This is a genomic window from Vibrio orientalis CIP 102891 = ATCC 33934, from assembly GCF_000176235.1.
Taxonomy (GTDB): domain Bacteria; phylum Pseudomonadota; class Gammaproteobacteria; order Enterobacterales; family Vibrionaceae; genus Vibrio; species Vibrio orientalis.
In genome coordinates this window covers 858934-878397 of record NZ_ACZV01000005.1, presented here as the reverse complement: position 1 = coordinate 878397, position 19464 = coordinate 858934, and the positions used below count along the sequence as shown (strand labels likewise).

The 19464-nt window shown below is 45.0% G+C and carries 16 protein-coding genes; 10 read left to right on the top strand and 6 right to left on the bottom strand.

Translation table 11 applies throughout. The annotated features are described in order from the left end of the window. Positions 1–164: 164 nt before the first annotated feature. The 8 genes from VIA_RS14860 to VIA_RS14825 all read left to right on the top strand — a co-directional run bounded on the left by VIA_RS14860 (position 165) and on the right by VIA_RS14825 (position 10252). On the top strand, positions 165–1952 hold the full coding sequence (locus tag VIA_RS14860) for a M28 family metallopeptidase (RefSeq protein WP_004413906.1): 1788 nt from the start codon (positions 165–167) through the stop codon (positions 1950–1952). A gap of 264 nt (positions 1953–2216) precedes the next feature. Then, positions 2217–3188, top strand: a complete 972-nt coding sequence (locus VIA_RS14855) for a tripartite tricarboxylate transporter substrate binding protein (RefSeq protein ID WP_004413905.1) — start codon at positions 2217–2219, stop codon at positions 3186–3188. A gap of 203 nt (positions 3189–3391) precedes the next feature. Next, on the top strand, positions 3392–3910 hold the full coding sequence (locus VIA_RS14850) for a tripartite tricarboxylate transporter TctB family protein (RefSeq protein WP_004413904.1): 519 nt from the start codon (positions 3392–3394) through the stop codon (positions 3908–3910). Between the two features lie 18 nt (positions 3911–3928). Continuing rightward, entirely contained in the window at positions 3929–5455 is a 1527-nt protein-coding gene (locus tag VIA_RS14845; RefSeq protein WP_004416416.1) for a tripartite tricarboxylate transporter permease, read from the top strand. Positions 5456–5583: 128 nt separating this feature from the next. Further along, a complete protein-coding gene (locus VIA_RS14840; RefSeq protein WP_004413903.1) occupies positions 5584–6984 on the top strand; it encodes a TolC family protein in 1401 nt (466 codons plus the stop codon). A 9-nt stretch (positions 6985–6993) separates the two neighbouring features. Further along, entirely contained in the window at positions 6994–7971 is a 978-nt protein-coding gene (locus VIA_RS14835; RefSeq protein ID WP_004413902.1) for an HlyD family secretion protein, read from the top strand. Between the two features lie 14 nt (positions 7972–7985). Continuing rightward, positions 7986–9128: an ABC transporter permease gene (locus VIA_RS14830; RefSeq protein WP_004413901.1), complete on the top strand. Its 1143-nt coding sequence runs from the start codon at positions 7986–7988 to the stop codon at positions 9126–9128. Next, entirely contained in the window at positions 9125–10252 is a 1128-nt protein-coding gene (locus VIA_RS14825; protein WP_004413900.1) for an ABC transporter permease, read from the top strand. Before VIA_RS14830 ends, VIA_RS14825 begins: the two co-directional genes overlap by 4 nt. Positions 10253–10284: 32 nt before the next feature. Here VIA_RS14825 and VIA_RS14820 read toward each other — a convergent pair whose 3' ends face one another. From VIA_RS14820 to VIA_RS14805, 4 genes are all read right to left on the bottom strand, one after another. Further along, on the bottom strand, positions 10285–12459 hold the full coding sequence (locus tag VIA_RS14820) for a CHASE3 domain-containing protein (RefSeq protein ID WP_004413899.1): 2175 nt from the start codon (positions 12457–12459) through the stop codon (positions 10285–10287). Between the two features lie 124 nt (positions 12460–12583). Then, a complete protein-coding gene (locus VIA_RS14815; protein WP_004413898.1) occupies positions 12584–15301 on the bottom strand; it encodes a bifunctional diguanylate cyclase/phosphodiesterase in 2718 nt (905 codons plus the stop codon). A gap of 126 nt (positions 15302–15427) precedes the next feature. Beyond that, the gene (locus tag VIA_RS14810; RefSeq protein WP_004413897.1) at positions 15428–15865 is read right to left on the bottom strand and encodes a DUF3859 domain-containing protein; all 438 of its coding nucleotides are present in this window, start codon (positions 15863–15865) and stop codon (positions 15428–15430) included. Further along, positions 15844–16236, bottom strand: coding sequence for an ATP-binding protein (locus tag VIA_RS14805; RefSeq protein WP_038210881.1), 393 nt, complete (start codon positions 16234–16236; stop codon positions 15844–15846). Before VIA_RS14805 ends, VIA_RS14810 begins: the two co-directional genes overlap by 22 nt. A gap of 129 nt (positions 16237–16365) precedes the next feature. Here VIA_RS14805 and metA point away from each other — a divergent pair, with 129 nt between their 5' ends. Both metA and pilW read left to right on the top strand, forming a co-directional pair. Continuing rightward, positions 16366–17307 (top strand): homoserine O-acetyltransferase MetA, encoded by a 942-nt coding sequence (metA, locus tag VIA_RS14800; protein WP_004413895.1) that lies wholly within the window; start codon positions 16366–16368, stop codon positions 17305–17307. A gap of 194 nt (positions 17308–17501) precedes the next feature. Continuing rightward, a complete protein-coding gene (gene pilW / locus VIA_RS14795; protein WP_004413894.1) occupies positions 17502–18212 on the top strand; it encodes a type IV pilus biogenesis/stability protein PilW in 711 nt (236 codons plus the stop codon). Here the strand turns inward: pilW and VIA_RS14790 are convergent. Continuing rightward, positions 18209–18397, bottom strand: a complete 189-nt coding sequence (locus VIA_RS14790) for a hypothetical protein (protein WP_004413893.1) — start codon at positions 18395–18397, stop codon at positions 18209–18211. The genes pilW and VIA_RS14790 overlap by 4 nt on opposite strands. A 20-nt stretch (positions 18398–18417) precedes the next feature. Next, the gene (rlmF, locus tag VIA_RS14785; protein ID WP_004413892.1) at positions 18418–19464 is read right to left on the bottom strand and encodes a 23S rRNA (adenine(1618)-N(6))-methyltransferase RlmF; all 1047 of its coding nucleotides are present in this window, start codon (positions 19462–19464) and stop codon (positions 18418–18420) included.

The window sequence follows — 19464 nt, the reverse complement described above, 5'->3', positions numbered from 1 at the left end:
GTTGAATATGTGATTACCTGCCAAGCCAAGATGTAATTCATAAAATTAATAGGTTATGGTTAATTGATATGGATTCCGAATTTAGTAACTTTACTCTAATTAACATTTTATTAACCTTGTATTTCAGCAACCATGGGGGGCTTATTTAAAACAAGGAGTCACACATGCAAGTAAGCATTACAACAACAAAAACAATTCTCGCCAGCGTTATCAGTACTACCCTGCTATCTGGATGTTATTGGGATGATCCTGAAAAAGCGGCGAAACACGTCAGTAATAAAATCGACCGAAAAGCGGTGGTAGAACACCTTTCCGAGCTAGAAGGACGCGCGTCAGTCACTTCAGATGGCAACTCTACGACTCGTGCAGCAGGAACCGATGGCTACAAATACTCGCTTGAATACATCATCGAAACCATGCAAGACCACAATTACGACGTCAGTGTTCAAGAGTTCGATTTCCGAGCATGGGAAGAACTGGCTGGAACGTCACTTAATGTCGCGGGTTCAGAACTCGTCGGCGTTAGAACTGCGGCAGAAGGCCAAGAAGCAGATTTTGCTGCTATGTCATACTCTGGCAACTCAAACGGCTCCATAAGCGCAACTGCGGCCTTTATCACCCCGGATTTCCGCTTTGATGCCGCTGACTACGACAGCACCGACGGCTGTGAAGCATCAGATTTCGATGGTCTAGACGTTCAAGGCAAAGTTGCTGTTATTCAACGTGGTGGCTGTAGCTTTGATGCAAAAGTGGTCAACGCTCAGAATGCTGGCGCAAAAGGTGTCATCGTATTCAACCAAGGAAACAGCGAAGGCCGAACCAGTGTCGTAAATGGCACATTGGGCAGTGATAGTACAGCGACAATTCCCGCTTTCGGCGCGCGCTTCGATCTTGGTAAGCAGTGGTATGATGCCAGCCAAGCCGGTGAAGTTAATGTCGTTTTGAACATCAACGTTCAAGATGAAATGGTAGTAACGCAAAACATCATCGCCGAAACCAAAGGGGGGGATGAAAATCAGATCGTCATGCTGGGTGCTCACCTAGACTCCGTCCCTGAAGGTCCGGGAATCAACGATAACGGTTCAGGCACAGCTGGCCTATTAGAATATGCGGTAACACTTGCTGAGCTAAAAGCACCAGTGAAAAACAAAGTACGTTTCGCATGGTGGGCAGCTGAAGAAGCAGGCCTAGTTGGCTCTGAATACTATACAAATGAACTCTTTGGTCCGTTGTATAATCAGGCTCAACAAGAGATCTTAGCTCAATTCGAGCTCGAAGATCCAAGTCAGTTCACCCCAGAACAACTTGAAATGGTTGAAGCACGCTACAACGAGCTAAACAAAATTAAGCTTTACCTAAACTTCGATATGATTGGTTCACCAAACTACGTCTTCGGTGTTATGGATGGTGACTTATCTGATACAAAAGACAGTCCAGATAATGCTTATACCGGTGACTTTACTCCTCCGTACGGCACCTCTCACATTGAATCTAAGTTCAATAATTTCTTTGATAACAAGAAAGAAGGCACGGTACCTCAAGCCCTTTCAAAACGTTCAGACTATGCCGGTTTTGCTGATTGGGGTGTCGCGTTTGGTGGTTTGTTTACTGGCGCAGAAAAAGTTAAATCAGCGCAAGAAGCCGACCTATTTGGTGGAGAGATCGATGTTGCGTACGATGTGTGTTACCACAAAGCGTGTGATGACCTAAATAACATCAGCCAAAAAGCGCTGTTTGTAAATACTCAATCGCTTGCTTACGTTACGACCTTCTATGCGTTTAGTCAGCCGATATTCCCAGAGCAGCAAGCTGAGCCTGCAGCACTGGTACGTTCATTTAGCGCAGATGCAGAGCCAGTCGATAAGCTTCGCATTGGTGAGAAGCTAAAAGCAGCAGACAGCGTATCTGATCATGACCACTTCCACGGTGATTTTGACCAAGATCGTAAATAACTAAGTTAAACCCTAGTATCCAAGCCGCTCTATTCTGGGCGGCTTTTTATTTTGATTTGTTCTATTTCCCACCGCGTGAACTTTATGAACAAAACCACCAAAATGCTCAATATTGTTTTTATCAACGCATTAGAGACAGGAATGTAACAAGCTCTTAACCTTAATCACATCTATCAACAAGCTTCCCTCCCTTGCTGGTAGTAAATTCATAATGATAAGTACATTTTCAATGAAGAATGTACACATACATAAGGAACGTGAATCATGTTTAAGGTACTAAAACCAACACTGGCAGCTTCGATCATCGCAGCTTCATTTTCATTTAGCGCAATGGCCGCTGATGTAGAGAAAATCCACTTTCTAATCCCTGGTGGCGCTGGCGGTGGCTGGGACATGACGGCTCGTGGTACTGGTGACGTATTAGTTAAATCTGATATCGTTGAAAATGTCTCTTTCCAAAACCTTTCTGGTGGCGGTGGCGGTAAAGCAATCGCACACCTAATCGAAACAGCAAAACGCCAAGAAGATACACTGATGGTGAACTCAACTCCTATCGTTGTTCGCTCACTAACGGGTATTTTCCCTCAATCATTCCGCGACCTGACTCCAGTAGCAGCAACGATTGCTGACTACGGTGCAATTGTTACTTCTGTTGACTCTAAATACGACACTTGGGAAGACGTAGTAAAAGAATTCGAATCTAACCCGCGTAAAGTGAAAATTGCTGGTGGCTCAGCGCGCGGCAGCATGGATCACCTAGTGGTTGCTGCAGCATTCAAAGGTGAAGGCTTCGACGCTAAGAAAGTACGTTACATTGCGTATGATGCAGGCGGTAAAGCAATGGCTGCACTCCTTTCAGGTGAAACACAGCTACTTTCAACAGGTCTAGGTGAAGTTCTAGAAATGTCGAAATCGGGTCAAGTTAAGATCCTTGCGGTAACCGCTCCTAAGCGCCTAGATGCAGCGCCTGAAATCCCAACTCTAACTGAATACGGTAACGAAACTGTCTTCGCTAACTGGCGTGGTTTCTTCGCCGCTCCGGGTGCAAGCCAAGAGAAGATTGACGAGTGGAACTCTGCCCTAACTAAGATGTACAACACTGACGAGTGGCAAGTTGTTCGTGACCGCAATGGTTGGATCGACAACTACAAGGCGGACAAAGACTTCTACGCTTTCCTTGAAGATCAAGAGAAGCAAATGGGCGACCTAATGCGCGAGCTTGGTTTCTTGAAGTAATTTCCTGTAAAGAAGTTTAAGGGCGACTTGCACCGCCCTTATACCCCTTTCGCCGTACATGAGCTAACTACACAATCTCCTCTGTTTATTTATAGACAGTTAAGCCTTTGACTAGCAGCAAGTGGCTTATTTGTTAGTGAACCATGCTCATTAACCCTCATGTACGGCTTTTTTCTTTTTATACCTGTCACATGGAGTTGGATATGTCGGATTTGCCAACGAACTCTTTCAATAACGGGAACTTTTTCTCAAAAGAAAACCTCCTCAGCCGCGATCGTGTTGGCGCGATGATTTTTCTACTTGTCTGCTTATGCTACGGCTATCAGACAACTCAGATCCCACTGTTTCCCGGAGACGAATACGAACCCTTTACGGCAAGAACTCTGCCTACGTTGCTGACGTTCATTGGGATTGGACTTTCCTTACTTTTACTTGTGACTGGCCAACCTGATGTAAAAAGTGGTGCGGTTGTTGAGTTTAACTGGAAACTTCTGATTGGTTTCTTGGCACTAATGGCTCTATATGGCGTAGGACTTACCTATGTAGGCTTTGTGATTGCAACCAGTTTATTCCTATTAGCCGGTTTCTACCTACTCGGTGAACGACGTAAAAGCGTGCTGCTTGGCGCCTCTTTTCCGTTTGTGATCGCTTTTTATCTTCTTCTTACCCAAGGCCTGGATATCTACCTAGAGCCTGGTGTTATTTTCACCATTTGGTCGTAATTTAAGGGAAATGACATTATGTTAGACGGAATCTTACAAGGCCTATCTACTGCGGTAATGCCAATGAACATCATGATGGTGGTGGTTGGTTGTTTCGTAGGTACATTCATTGGTATGTTGCCGGGTCTAGGCCCTATTTCTGCCATCGCACTCATGATCCCAATCACCTATGGCTTAGACCCTTCTTCTGGTCTGATCCTTATGGCGGGTGTTTACTATGGCGCCGTATTTGGTGGTTCAACCTCTTCAATCTTAATTAACGCGCCTGGCTGTTCTTCTACCGTTGTAACCGCGTTTGATGGCTACCCGATGGCTCAAAAAGGCCAAGCGGGTAAAGCATTGGCTCTAGCGGCTTACTCTTCATTTACTGGTGGTACATTGTCAGCAATCATGCTGCTCATTGCCGCTCCTGCTCTGGCAAACGTATCGCTGAGTTTCCAATCATCGGACTACTTCGCTCTGATGCTTCTTGGTTTATCTGCAGTCGCTGCATTCGCAGGTCCTGGTCAGGTCATTAAAGCTTGGATGATGACCATTCTGGGTCTTATGCTCTCTACCGTTGGTATCGATAAAGGCGTTGGCGTTGAACGTTTCACTTTCGGACTGACTGATCTGATGGATGGCTTTAGCTTCCTTCTTCTTGCGATGGCGACCTTCGCGCTGGGCGAAACCTTGATGGGTATTCTTAAGCCTGAGCAAGATACTCGCTCTGATGAGCAAAGCAAGATGAGTAATATCGGTAGTATGAAAGTCACCAAAGAAGAGATTAAAGAGGTGGCGCCTGTTTCTATCCGCTCTTCTATTCTTGGTTTCTTCACTGGCGTGCTACCGGGCGCAGGTGCAACTATCGCAGCATTCTTAAGCTACGGTATGGAACGCAACCTTGCACCTAAAGAGAAAAAGGAAGAGTTTGGTAAAGGTAGTATCCGTGGTCTAGTGGCACCTGAATCGGCGAACAATGCAGCCTCTAGTGGTTCATTCGTACCTCTATTAACGCTTGGTATCCCGGGCTCTGGTACAACGGCAATTATGCTTGGCGCACTTATCGCTTACGGTATTCAACCTGGTCCTCGCCTATTTGTTGAGCACCCTGACGTCTTCTGGTCGGTTATTATTTCTATGTACTTTGGTAACATCGTACTGGTTATCTTGAACCTACCATTGATCCCATACATCTCTAAGCTACTAGCGGTACCACGCACGGTACTACTACCAATGATTTTGTTCTTCTCGATCACTGGCGTGTACCTAGTTTCTTTCAATACCATGGATGTGTTCATCATGCTGTTGATTGCGATGGCGGCAATTGCTCTGAGATTGGCGAACTTCCCGCTCGCACCACTATTGCTTGGATTTATCCTTGGTGGTTTGATGGAAGAGAACCTTCGCCGTGCACTTATGATTAGTGATGGTGAACTGAGCTTCCTATGGGAACGACCTATTACTATGACATTTACCATTTTGGCTGTTTTGGTGCTGTTTAGCCCAATCTTTGTAAAGCTGTTCCAAAAGCTAAAGCCGACCCCGGCTAAGGTCGAGCAATAGTATTTACATTCCTATGTATTTGGGGCCTAACGGCCCCTTTTTTATTCCCCTAACATAAACCTAAGCGTATTGTGAAAAATGCAGTTAGAGTATAAACTCTATTTTTTTAACAGTTAGGGAACATTAGTATGTCATTGCGTCCAATTGCGCTATTGATAGGTTGTGTTAGTCTCGCCTCTCCTTTTGCATATTCTGCACCGATTAGCTTTGACCAAGCTTGGCAGGTTTTGCAGCAAGAAAACAACTCACTCGCGGCGCAACGTTCTAATGTCGAACGCTATCAACACCTTGAAAGCGCCACCGACAACCTTAATCTCCCTTCTGTCTCTATTGGCGCCAACTATACCCGCCTTGATACCGATGTCACTGTATCAGGCAAACAACTGTTTGAAAGTACGGGACAATCTTTGCCAAACCTTGGTCCCGTGCTAAATCCAATTCTTGCCCAAATTGGCGGGATTACTTCGACGATATCTGAGCGCGACATTTTTACCTCTTCCATTCGCGCTATTTGGCCAATTTTCACTGGTGGACGCATCAACGCTGCGCAATCCGCTGCTGAAGGCAAAAAAGAGCAAGCGCAAAGTGAGCTTGCAATGGAGACCCAAGCGCGCTTTGAGGACTTAAGCAAATATTACTTTTCTGTGTTGCTAGCAAAGGAAGTCGTGCAGACGCGCGAGTTAGTCGAAGAAGGGCTAACCAAGCACAGAAACAATGCAGTGAAGTTAGAACAACAAGGTCAAATTGCCCGCGTGGAACGTCTTCAGGCAGAATCCGCATTAGATAAAGCGACCATCGAACGTAAGAAAGCACAAAAAAGCTTAGAAATTGCACAATCAGCTCTAACCCAGATCCTCAATCAAGCCAGCACAGTTGAACCTGCAGATACTCTTTTCATTAACCAAAACTTACCAGAGCAAAGCCTGTTCATTGACCGTACTCTTGCTACTTACCCGGGACTGTCACTTCTCGATTCGAAAGAGAAACAAGCAAGCAGTCTAATTGATGCAGAGAAAGGCAAATACTACCCTGAAGTTTACCTTTACGGTGACTACAGCCTACATGAAGACGACTCCCTTGCCAGCCAAATGAAACCAGACTGGCTGGTTGGCGTAGGCGTGAATATCCCGCTGATTGAGAATAGCGGGCGCAGCGAACAAGTTAAAGCCGCTCACAGTGCCGTTTCTCAAGTTCGTTATTTAAAAGCCCAAGCCAAACAAGACTTATCCGTATTAGTGCAGAAAACCTACCTAGAAGCTCAACAAGCTCAAGAAGAAGTCTTGGGGCTTGAGTCGAGTATAGAACTGGCGCAAGAAAACCTAAAACTGAGAGAGAAAGCCTTCACTCAAGGCTTATCGACATCGACGGATGTGGTCGATGCACAACTCTATGTGGCAAGCGTACAAACACAAAAGGCCGCGGCAAGTTTTAATTACCTAATCTCACTTTCTAAACTGCTAGCGCTCTCCAGTGAGATGAGTTCATTTAGCCAGTATCAACACAACGCAATCAACGTTTCGAGTTTATAAGGATCCAAGATGAAAAATGCAAAAACACTTTTACTGACTGCCGCTGCATTTGGTGTCGTTTCTTGGGTCGGCTACAGCTTTTACCAAGCCTATCAGCCACAACCGATTCGCTTGCAAGGCCAAATCGAATCTCAGCAATACAGCATTTCTTCCAAAGTACCGGGGCGTATTGACCAAGTACTGGTTCGTAAAGGTGAGATGATCAAGCAAGGCGACTTAATCTTTACCCTTCACAGCCCAGAGATTGAAGCAAAGCTAGAGCAAGCTAAAGCAGGCGAAAAGGCTGCAGATGCCTTAGCGATGGAAGCCAACAAAGGGGCGCGTAGTCAACAAATTCAAGCCGCTAAAGATCAATGGTTAAAAGCCAAAGCCGCCGCTCAGCTAATGGAGAAAACCTACCTTCGCGTCAATAACCTCTATAACGAAGGCGTGATCGCAGAACAAAAACGCGATGAAGCGAAAACTCAATGGGACGCTGCTAAATATACCGAAAGCGCGGCTTTTCAAATGTATAAAATGGCTGAAGAAGGCGCTCGTAGCGAAACTAAGCTTGCTGCCTCTGAGAAAGCGCGCATGGCGGCAGGTGCGGTAGCGGAAGTAGAAGCGTATGCCCAAGACACCACGATTAAAAGTTGGTTTAACGGTGAGGTTTCTCAGGTTCTGCTACAAAGCGGCGAATTGGCACCGCAAGGCTTCCCTGTCGTGACAGTCATAGACACTCAAGACTCGTGGGCAATGCTCAATGTACGTGAAGACCAACTTAAGTTTTTCGAAAAAGGCCAAACATTCGAAGCTTATCTTCCAGCTTTAGGCAAGACCATCGAGTTTAAGGTGAGCCATGTCGCGGTAATGGGTGATTTTGCTACATGGCGTTCAACCGATGCCTCGCAAGGTTTTGACCTGAGAACATTCGAAGTGGAAGCTCGCCCTACTGAGCCACAAAGCGGTCTGCGAATGGGTATGAGTCTCGCTGTTGAAATTAACTAAGCGTATCAGCAACTATGCATAACAACCCAGTATCTCAATTGGATATCGTTCGCCGCGATAAGTGGCTACTGTCCAGCTTAACTTGGATTCCTCTGCTGCTAGCAGTAATGATATGGGCAATATTCTCTCAAGGTATCGCTCGCGAATTGCCCGTTGGTGTCGTTGATCTTTCGTCCAGTACTCTTTCGCACAAATTAGTGCGCTATTACGATGCAACGCCTGCTATGCAGGTTACCAAGGCATTCACTAGCGTGCATCAAGCTAAACAAGCGCTTATCAAAGGGGATATCTATGCTTATGCGGTTATTCCTCACCAGTTTGATCAAGAGATCTATAAACAACTAACGCCTCAGGTGAGTGTTTTCTACAACAGTCAAATGATCCTAATTGGTAAGTTGTTAAACTCGGCGTTTCTACAAGCGCAAGGCACTTTCAATGCAGAGTTAAGCACTATGAAGGGTCTTGCGGCCGGTAACTCTACTCTACTTTCTGCAATGGGTAATGCTGTTCCAGTACGCACACAAATTACCCCTTTGTTCAATAAAAACTCCAACTATGCTCAATTTCTGGTGTCAGCAATCATTCCGGCTCTGTGGCAGATAGTGATTGTCGTGACCACGATTCTTATCTTGGCGGCCAATTTAAGAGACCGTCGACTAGCACCTTGGTTGGAAAGCCAACCAATACGAAGCCTGCTATCAACACTCGCTCCCTACTATTGGGTATTTGCGCTGCAAGGTTTTGGGTTTTTATGTTGGTTCTATTTAGGCTTTAAATGGCCAATGAACGGCAGCTTCTTAACGCTAGTGATTGCGCAATCAGTGACTATTGCGGCTTGTATGGTGATGGGCGGCATGTTTTTCTTTTTGACCCTTGATGCCGCTCGCGCGATGAGTTTCGCGGGTGCATTTACTGCTCCAAGCTTTGCTTTTATGGGCATCACCTTCCCCGTGACAGATATGAGTAGTCTTGCGCAGATGTGGCGTAGCCTACTGCCGATCAGTCACTATATCGAAGTTCAAGTGAGTCAAGTGAGCTATGGGCAGGCGTGGGCAACGTCTCTTCATCACCTACTGCCTATGTTCGGCTACCTATTACCCATGCTTATGACATTTGCACTGATCAAAAAGCATCTAACGAATGAGGTGATAAGATGACCATAATGGAACTGATTAAGTCGGAACTTAAAGCCATCATCACCAACCCTGTCGTGGCATTAACGGTTTTTGGTGGCGTGTTGTTTTACTCATTTCTCTACCCGCTCCCATACAGTCACCAGACTCCAAGGGAACAAGAAATCAGTGTCGTCAATCTGGACAAAAGCCAAACCAGCTTTAAGCTAGAACGAATGGTTGACGCGACTCCGCAAGTTAAAGTAGTTCAACGTGATTACAGTGTGGAAGAAGCTCGCCAAGCGTTTCTGTCCGGAGAAGTCAGCGGTATTTTGGTCATACCCGAGCACTTCTATAAAGATCTGATGCTTGGTAAAAGCCCAACTCTCGCGTATGCAGGCGATGCGTCATACTTTTTGGTTTACGGCACAATCGTTGAAGGCTTAGCGCAAGCTGGCGGTACATTAGCGGCTCAGACAACGGTTGCTAAATTGGTACTCGACGGTCAGCCCTTATCCTTAGCCAGTGAACAATACGCAGCAACGAAGCTCAACTTAAAGCCAACGTTTAACCCTCGTATGGGTTACGTCGATTATGTTGTGCCAGCGGTATTTGTATTGATTTTACAGCAGACGCTTGCAATGGCAGCAGGCTTAGTTGGGGGAACGCAAAAACATGGCAATGGATATTGGAATCAAGTTGCACCACTCAAACTCCTGACTGTTAGAACAGGTATCCTGGTTGCCATTTACTACTTGCTGAGCTGCTACTATTTTGGTGCTAGCTTTACTTTTCACGGCGTCAGCCAACTTGCCAAAATGGGAGACCTACTTACCTTACTTCTGCCATTTTTAATTGCCTCTAGCGCAATTGGGGTTTGGCTTGGGAACATTACACCCAGAAGAGAATTAGTCACCCTAGTCGTATTAATAAGCTCTATGCCACTTATCTTTAGTGCTGGCTTTATTTGGCCTATTGAAGCGATACCAACACCAATTGTTTGGCTATCACAGCTATTTCCGAGTACACCTGCTATTCAAGGTTTCTTAAGATTAAATCAAATGGGTGGTGAGTGGCCAAGCATTGCAGGCCAGTATAGCTTGCTGTGGTTACAAGCACTCTGCTGGACAACGTTGGCTTGGGTTTCAATCAGAAACTCTAAGGTTTGAGATGCAAAGGCTGGTGATTAACCAGCCCTCCCTTAAACTTTAAATTGATTGACCATCTGTTTAAGTGATTCCGCTTTATTGGCCAATTCTTGAGCGGAATTTGATGCCATACCGGCTTTATGGTTAGCATTTTGCGAGGCTTCAGAAACGCTTTCAACATTTTTCGCCACTTCACTGCTCGCTAAGGATTGCTCTTCAGCAGCGGCAGCGATGCTATCAATCATGCTAGCCACTTCTTGGGCACCACTCACAATCTCTTCCAAGCTGTTGCCTGCTTCCTTCGCTAAGCCTAACCCCTCATGCACATGGCTAGTTCCCGCTTCCATTCGTTGCACAGCTTCATTGGTTTCACTTTGAATGGCCTCAATAGATTCACCAATTTCTTTGGTCGCGCTTGTGGTTCGATCAGCAAGGGCACGAACCTCATCTGCCACGACTGCAAAGCCTCTACCCGCTTCACCTGCACGCGCTGCCTCTATCGCTGCATTGAGCGCTAGCAAGTTGGTTTGTTCGGCAATGTCATTGATGACATTGATGATCTCACCAATTTGCGCACCTCGTTTGCCCAGTTCAGCAACACTATTCGAGGAGGCCGAAACCGCTTCGTTGATTGAGTTCATCCCTTCAATAGTACTTGATACAATTTGTCCGCCAGTATTCGCGGTGACACCAGCATCTTGAGCCCGTGCTGTGGCATCCGCTGATTTAGCAGCCACTTCTTGAATACTCACCGCCATCTCTTCAATAGATGCTGAGATTTGAGCCACTTTATCTGATTGCAATTCCAGTTCACGAGTCATATCCGTATTAGCTTCGCTGATCGCTACCGAACCATGAACCACTTCGTCGGTCGTTGAGAGTACTTGAACTATCGCGCTATTGGTTTTCTCAACCGCTTGATTATAACTTTGTGCCATTTGGCCAAGCTCATCTTTCGAGGCAACAGTTATCGTAGCCGTTAAGTCTCCTTCTGCAAGCGATGCAAGACCTTTGGCTACTTCTGCCACAGGTTCAGTAATCGCTTTAACTACTCCCCAGGAGATGATAAACCCGAGTGCAATCGCCAACAGCGTACCAAAGATTACGGTGTTTTCCATCGCGCTCGCGGCGTCCTTCGCTGCACCTTGACGGACAACCATCAATTCATCTTCCATGGCAATAAAGTCAGCAATCTGCGAACGGAACTTATCAAAGTAGACTTTGCCCCTCGCCTCTCCAACCAAGCTCGCCATATCATTCATACTTTTCGCATCACCGATATCCGTCCTTAGCTGAATGACTGGCGACACCACCTCCTTTTGCCACTCATCAATGGTGGTTTTCATCTCATCCAGTAATTGAACTTGGGCAGGGTTATCGCTGACCGTCTTTTTCAATGAATCGATACCTTCATTAAAGTGCTGGCTTCCCTGTTTATATGGCTCTAGGAATTCAGGGCGCCCCGCTAACAAGAACCCTCTCATACCTGTTTCCATATCGACAGCCGACGCTAACAGTTCCTGTGCAGCTTCAATCACTTTGTGGGTGTGATTGACCCAACCATTAGCTTCACTTAATGAATTCAGAGAGGAAGAGAGTTTGCGGTAGTCTTGTGCAGACATAAAGCTCTGGGCATTGACTTGATCTAATAAATTCACGCTGCTGGTGAAATTTGACTCGTTTTGCTCTTGGCGTTGCTTTAAGAGTTTGGACTCTCTCTCTACAAACAGATTGATTTGACCCCGGAATTTATCGAAGTAGACCTTTCCTCTCGCTTCTGCGACAAGATCTGAAATGTCATCCATGGTTTTTGCATCGCCAATCTCTCTACGTAACTCAATGGCAGGCTCAGTGACTTTGCTAAGCCATGCATTAATGGTCGCTTCTATCTCACCTAAACGATTGACTTGAGTCGGATTGTCACTCACTGTTCTTTTCAGGTCCGCTATCAACCGAGTGAACTCTTGTTGGCCATTTTTGTATGGTTGTAAGAAGTCTTCTTTACCTGCAAGTAGATAACCGCGCATACCCGTTTCCATATCGACTGCAGCAGCCTCGATCTTCATCGCTTGCTCAATAACCTTGTGGGTATGATCAACCATTCCACTGGTGACGACTTGCGAACGAGAGCTTGCAATTGAGATGATTGAAAGGACAACAAGCAGTATTAGGGGCACGCCAACGCCAAGTGCAATCTTGAACTTTAGAGGGATATTTTTGAATGCCATTTTGAACTCCTAGACCTAACCAAAGCGAGTTTTAAAGTCACTATAGTTAGGTATAGACTTGTTCATTGGCCTGCGCTAGCGAATAAACTAAAGTATTAATAAATTAGCTGTTTCATATACCATTTTAACCATTAACACCAGTAATCAATTTTATTAGCTCGCCTTCTGGCATAGGCTTATAAAAATAGAAACCTTGAATCTCTTCAATATTCCAGTTCTTTAATTTCCTTGCCTGAGAGGCAGTTTCAACACCTTCAGCAACCGTTGTTAACCCAAGTTCTTGTGCCATATTGGCAATATTGCGCACCAAACTTTTCGCACGGTCATTCACTTCTAACTGATCAATATATGACTTATCGAGTTTTACGATATCAAGGGGGAAGCAACAAAGCGTACTAAAGGATGAATATCCCGTACCAAAGTCATCAAGAGCAAACAACACACCAAGGGATTTGATCAGCTCCATTCTCGCAATGACCTCATCTTCAATCCCCATTAACATACTTTCTGTCACTTCGATAACCAATTGACCAGGCAGTACGTTATAGCGCTGAATGATATGAACAAGGTAATCGGGTAAACCAGGGTAATAAAAATGCGCCGCACTCAAATTCACGTGAATGGTGAGTGATGTCTTCCCCTGGGAGCGCCTGATTTTATCAACCTGAGTCATAAACTCGCAGGCTTGTTCAAGAATACTCTCACCAAGCTTGATAATTTGGTGATCACGTTCGGCTAAAGGAATAAATACTGCTGGCGAAACGAAACCAAACTGGGGATGCTGCCAACGAGCCAAGGCCTCAAACCCAACAATCTCAGCAGTTTTACTATCGACGATTGGCTGATAATGCGCATGTATCTCTTTGCTCTCGATTGCAGATTCCAGATCTCGCTTGATCGCTGCCGCCGCTTGGGCAAGTTCTAGCGTACTGCAGCCAACACGTGTTAATTCAGCAGGGGCCGCACTATTTCTCGTTACCTCTAAAGCATGGATCGAGGAGTGAATTAACATATCTAGTGAGTGATGTGTTATTTCGGGTTCAATTAGTGCTATCTGGCACTTTAAGTCCAACATCAATGTTTGAATTTGACGTTTTCTCGATAGTGCTTCCTTAAATTGAACCGCTCCTTGCTCTGCTATTTGACAGTCAGATTCATGTTCAATTAATACCAAAAATTCATGGGAGCTAATCCGTCCTACCGGAAACAACGAAAGTTCGGTGCCAAATAAACACGCAATTGACTCCAGAGATTGGTCAAAGATCTGGTGCCCATAAACCTCTGAGACTTGCATCAAGTTAGGGATAGAGATGTAAATCAGGGCAAATTGGTTAGGCTGACTCTGTACCAGACCGCGCGCCTTCTCCATGATTGCTTTACGGTTCCATAATCCAGATAAGTGGTCTCGCTCAGCCAAATCTTCAATCAACTTAACCTGTTGCTTATGTACTCTCACATCTCTTATCGACAGCATCATGGCGACATTCCCTTGATAGCGAATCGATCGCACTTCAATCTGGCAGTCGATATTCTCACCTTCTTTCGTGAGCATTTGAGCTTCAAACTGAGTCTGCCCTTGCTGAAACATTCGATACATAGCATCAATTTGACACTCAGGTTGTTGGCTGTCTTCGCAAAGTAGATCTAACGGCTGATGAATCAATTCATCACGTTCATAACCAAGCAACCCAAGTGCGGTTTTATTGATATCAACGATTTCTCGTCCACGTACGAGCACCATTGCGATAGTTTGGCTTTCATAGAGAGCCTCAAATTTTTGTTGAGTATCTTGCAGCATCTCTTTGGTGGTCGATGAGTCACTCGCAAGCGCCTGCACCAACTTCACTAACCGATCTAATTCGTCTTTGTTGGGTTGGTTCAGGCCTTCTAATTGGTAGGATGAAAAGAGTTGGTCAATGTCCTTTTCCAGATCAGAAAAACGTACTGCGACTCTGCGGCGGAACAATAAAAATGTAATGGTAGTGATGACAATTGCCACAAACGCAACAGCCATAAAAAGATAACTAAAAAGAACGTTTCCTTTTAAGAAATGAACACGCTCTAAAGTAGTCTTGAGATGAGCGACAGGCGTACCAGACATGCCAACTAAGTCGACCGTTCGGCTCATGTAATGCCGTGACTTGTCAATCTCCGGTATCAAAGAGAGTTGATGAGGTTGACCAATATGAAAGATCTCACTTTGAGCGATAAGAATGGATTCAAAATTTCCAGGAAAGCGTAATGATAAATTTTGTCCCCATAGTAACCAACCGGAAGACGCAGCACTGCCGTCACTGTTTCTCACTGGGGTTAATGACACAGACCAAAGCTGCTCATCTAGAGCCACGAGTCCACTGTAGCTTTCACGAAACGAATCCATCACTTTATTCATCGCTTGTACGTGGTGGCGTATGGCTGGCTCCGACATGACGTTATTAACGAAACGATTATCGTCTTCTTGCTGATGTGTAACTGACTCAATGACTTCACCACGGAGCGTGGTAAAAATCATCATATCGAGACTGAGTGAGTCTAAAGACCCTTCAAGCAGATTTCGCTCTCGGTACTCTTTTACGCTTCCATCCAGTAATAGCGTATGTGTCTCGTCCCAATAAGCCCAATCGTACGAGCGACCTTCTAATTCCTCGACCATATTATTGATCAGGTTGTACGCTTGCTCACTGGCCCTCGTCGATTCTACATTTTCGAGATTGTCGAGACTGACAAGAAAAAAGTAGCGAGTGATATATAGGCAACTTAAGGTGACGCCAAGCAGCCCGATAAGGAAATAGAGTGTTGTTTTAGTTTGTAATTTAAGGTTCAGCAGACGAAATTGCTTCATATAAAATATTGTTATAATTCTATTGGCTTATATCAATATTATATAAAAAACTTACTACCGAGTTTGATATGCCTCTAATTTAGTTAATTGAGGCACTTATTGGATGAGTTTCTTCATTAACAAAGTCTAAAATCCACGACGCTTCCAGAACTCTCCTTCGTCTCTGGAAAAGACATCGAAGGTTTTATCGGCAATCACTTTGTTGTTCATCGTAATGGTCATGCGCCATTTACCAATATTGGATTCATAGCCATCGATAGGGTCTAACAGCTGTATCGTATCCCCTAGATAAAAATCCCAGTCATTACTACCAACATGCATATCACCAGTAAACGGTTCTAACGTCTGCCCTTTTTTGCCTTTAACTCCAGGGTGAGCAATACAAAACTCAATCACTTCTCCCTTGGCCTTTTTGAGATTGACGATATAACCGAATTCTATCTCTTCATCGGCAGGCACTTTGGTTGTGAATTCTTGAATCTTCGGTAGATGCTTTGATTTAGAATCCCACTCTTTATAAATGCCGTAAGATAACATCTCGACTACTGGGCTTCTCTTCGCCACTCTTGCCACCTTTTTTTCATCATTTCAATAATATGGGGCTCAACCTCATGGACGTTACCATAGTTTTCATGGCATTCAATCACTTCAAATTCAGCACCATAACGTTTGGCCATTTTATAATAAGGCATCATTTCCCAACGCCTTACAAAGGTATTAGACACGACTACACTCGCACTGTTTGCTAGAGATTGCTCCGTCATCGATTGGCACCACTGGTGCGCCTCACCAATTTTCTCTGCCTGATAGCGATAGTTTCCTTCTGCATCAACAAAATACATATCCGCTTCGAAATGCGCCACTTCAAAGGTTTTAGCTAGTGTACTTTTTCCCGAACCGGGTAGTCCTCGGATTAGCGTCAATTTCACGGTCATAGTAGAGTTAATTTGAGTGCGATGGCCGAATCTTAATACAAATGGGCCCAAAATTGCTATCGACATCTCATTCTGATTGGGTTAAGTTTAGAAGTATAGACGTCCATAATTACGCTTAGGGAGTAAGCTGTGCCAATTAAGATCCCCGATCAACTACCAGCCTCAGACGTATTACGCACTGAAAACATCTTCGTGATGCCAGAGTCTCGTGCATCCACACAGGAAATTCGTCCACTTAAGGTTTTGATCCTCAATCTTATGCCTAAGAAAATTGAGACGGAAACTCAATTCTTACGTTTATTATCCAACAGTCCATTGCAGGTCGATATTGAACTACTGCGCATTGATGATCGCCCGAGCAAAAACACGCCGACAGAGCACCTAGATAACTTTTATCGCCAGTTTGAGATGGTTAAAGAGCGTAACTTTGATGGCCTGATCATCACCGGAGCCCCGCTTGGCCTTGTCCAGTTTGAAGATGTCATTTATTGGGATCATCTACAAACCATCATGAACTGGGCTAAAAACCACGTCACCTCGACACTCTATGTGTGTTGGGCTGCGCAGGCTGGTCTAAAGCTCCTTTACGATTTGCCAAAGCGGACGCGTAAAGAGAAGCTTTCCGGTGTCTATCATCACAAGATTCATAACCCTTACCACCCTGTACTTAGAGGGTTTGATGACACATTCTTAGCACCACACAGTCGCTATGCGGATTTCTCACCTGAGTATCTGGAACAGAACACTGACCTTGATGTGTTAGCGACATCAGATGTTGCAGGCGTCTACTTAGCAGCGACGAAAGACAAACGTAATGTATTTGTCACTGGTCACCCAGAGTATGACTCGCACACACTACATAATGAATACATCCGTGACCTTGGCGAAGGAATGGAGCCTGCTATTCCAGTTAACTACTACCCAAACAACAACCCTGACAACCCACCATGCGCAAGTTGGCGTAGCCACGGTCACCTATTATTTTCAAACTGGCTAAACTACTGCGTTTACCAGCAAACGCCATACGATCTTGATAAATTCAGTGAAGCCAATTTCACTAAAGATGATTGAACAGCAGTGCCTACAGTAACTAATTAGGTAAAGGTTAATAAGGCGCTTATCCCATAGTAGGCGCCTTTTTTCATTCTTCTGTTTCATTCGTTCAAGAGCGAACGACTACACCTGTCGCATCTCCATTCCTACAGGCTCAGTAGATAAGGTTTAAGGCGTAATATACTCGTCGTAATCCACTTTGAGTTCAAATCATGCGCCTAGTACTACCATCTACCCTACTGATTCTTTCTGGTTGTATGACTGTTGATGCAACCTCGAACAATATTGCTCAATCGCAACTAAGAGAACGTTCTGAAGCTAGGGTTAAACTGGGTATTGGTTACCTTAAACAGGGTAATATGATTAAGGCGCGTGAAAACTTTGAAATGGCCCTTAAGCATGACCCGAACTATTATCGAGCTCAGCTTTCACTCGCCCACTACTTCGAACAAGTCGAAGAAACTGAATCAGCGAAGCATTTGTACCAATCAGCGTTTAACCAGCATGCTAACAATGGCGACGTACTCAACAACTACGGCACGTTTTTATGTAGATACGGTCAATATGAGCAAGCTGACACTCTATTCAATCAAGCGGTCAAACAGCCGAGTTATTACAGAATATCAACGAGTTATGAAAACGCTGCGTTATGCTCATTAAAAGCGGGAAATAAGCAAAGAGCTCAGGAGTACTTTCATCGAGCTTTAGCACACCAACCGGGTCGCCCCACCTCGTCGCTAAACTTAGCCAAGTTAGAGATTGAAAATAGGAGTTACGTCGATGCTAGACTTAGGTTATTGCGATTTCATCAACGGTATGGCGCACAAAAGTCGTCATTGAAATTGCTTATAGAACTTGAACAAGGGGCTGGAAATACAACGTTGGAACACAAATATAGAGGTCAATTAGCGCAATTCGATTAGGGTTTTCCTTTGCGGGAAGCATCGCGTCGAGCCTTACGTTTTTTCACTCGATGAATACGGCGGTATTCTTTATAAAGAATATAGATGAACGCTACCAGCCCCATCACTAAGAGCACAGAGAATAGCGCTAGGAAGCTGTCGCAAATCCAAGCAGGCTCGCAGGGCATATAAATCTCAAACTCCATATGCCCTCCGTTCTATTGGGTTAACTTTTTAACTTTAGCCACTTCTGGCGTTCTGCCTCTGATTTGAACGTCCACGCGATAAATCGGCTGATTTTCTGACCTTGACTCATTTCGACAATGCGGACTTCACTCGCCCCTGCTTTTTCAAGGTTTTTGCACATCCAACGAACATTTTCTTTCTTGGAGATCAAACTTGAAAACCACAATACTTGCTGTGAAAACTCTCGGCTCTCAAAGGCCATATTTTTAATAAAGGCCGCCTCACCACCCGGACACCAAAGCTCTGCTTTTTGTCCACCAAAGTTAAGTATAGGCGAACGCGCTGATTGAGCCTGATTCCCTGCTTGGCCTCGCTTACTCTTGTTAGCCGCTAAGTTCTTAATCTTTCGTTCTGTGCCTTGCTGCGCTTCTTGCAGCGACTTATGGAACGGAGGATTACATGTCGTGACATCGTAAAACTCATTTGGCTTGATGATCCCTTTAAAGAAATGGCGGCTATCGCTTTGCAGCCGACATTCGATGCGCCCTTCTAGCACTGAATTCTGATTTGCGATTCGATTTGAGTTATCTACCGATTCAGCATCAACGTCTGAAGCAATATAGTGCCAACCATACTGAGTCGCACCCACAATCGGGTAAATACAGTTAGCGCCGACACCGATATCCAGAGCTCTAACTTGATTATGTTTAAGCGACTTTGCTTCGCTAGTTAACAGCTCAGCCAATCGGTGAATGTAATCCGCTCGACCTGGAATCGGTGGACATAAGTAACCTTGAGGAATATCCCAAGACGTGACGTTGTAATGATGAGCAAGTAATGCTTTGTTAAGTAGCTTTACCGCTAAAGGATCGGAGAAGTTAATGCTCGCATCACCTTTCGGATTTTTGATGACATGCTTTTGTAGCTCAGGGAGTGCCTGTACCAACTTGGCAAAGTCGTAACGTCCTTGATGGACATTACGCTTGTGTAAACCAGCCTTACCGTTAACCGTAATCACTTTCATTGCTGAAGCGTTGGCATCTTGAGTTTGCTTGCTTTGTCGATGAGGTTTGTTTGGGCGAGTCAT

What these genes read in the sequence shown, in the direction of transcription:
- VIA_RS14860 (WP_004413906.1), top strand. Translation starts at nt 165, where the DNA reads ATGCAAGTAAGCATTACAACAACAAAAACAATTCTCGCCAGCGTTATC.
- VIA_RS14855 (WP_004413905.1), top strand. Translation starts at nt 2,217, where the DNA reads ATGTTTAAGGTACTAAAACCAACACTGGCAGCTTCGATCATCGCAGCT.
- VIA_RS14850 (WP_004413904.1), top strand. Translation starts at nt 3,392, where the DNA reads ATGTCGGATTTGCCAACGAACTCTTTCAATAACGGGAACTTTTTCTCA.
- VIA_RS14845 (WP_004416416.1), top strand. Translation starts at nt 3,929, where the DNA reads ATGTTAGACGGAATCTTACAAGGCCTATCTACTGCGGTAATGCCAATG.
- VIA_RS14840 (WP_004413903.1), top strand. Translation starts at nt 5,584, where the DNA reads ATGTCATTGCGTCCAATTGCGCTATTGATAGGTTGTGTTAGTCTCGCC.
- VIA_RS14835 (WP_004413902.1), top strand. Translation starts at nt 6,994, where the DNA reads ATGAAAAATGCAAAAACACTTTTACTGACTGCCGCTGCATTTGGTGTC.
- VIA_RS14830 (WP_004413901.1), top strand. Translation starts at nt 7,986, where the DNA reads ATGCATAACAACCCAGTATCTCAATTGGATATCGTTCGCCGCGATAAG.
- VIA_RS14825 (WP_004413900.1), top strand. Translation starts at nt 9,125, where the DNA reads ATGACCATAATGGAACTGATTAAGTCGGAACTTAAAGCCATCATCACC.
- VIA_RS14820 (WP_004413899.1), bottom strand. Translation starts at nt 12,459, where the DNA reads ATGGCATTCAAAAATATCCCTCTAAAGTTCAAGATTGCACTTGGCGTT.
- VIA_RS14815 (WP_004413898.1), bottom strand. Translation starts at nt 15,301, where the DNA reads ATGAAGCAATTTCGTCTGCTGAACCTTAAATTACAAACTAAAACAACA.
- VIA_RS14805 (WP_038210881.1), bottom strand. Translation starts at nt 16,236, where the DNA reads ATGACCGTGAAATTGACGCTAATCCGAGGACTACCCGGTTCGGGAAAA.
- pilW (WP_004413894.1), top strand. Translation starts at nt 17,502, where the DNA reads ATGCGCCTAGTACTACCATCTACCCTACTGATTCTTTCTGGTTGTATG.
- VIA_RS14790 (WP_004413893.1), bottom strand. Translation starts at nt 18,397, where the DNA reads ATGGAGTTTGAGATTTATATGCCCTGCGAGCCTGCTTGGATTTGCGAC.
- rlmF (WP_004413892.1), bottom strand. Translation starts at nt 19,464, where the DNA reads ATGACTCGCCCAAACAAACCTCATCGACAAAGCAAGCAAACTCAAGAT.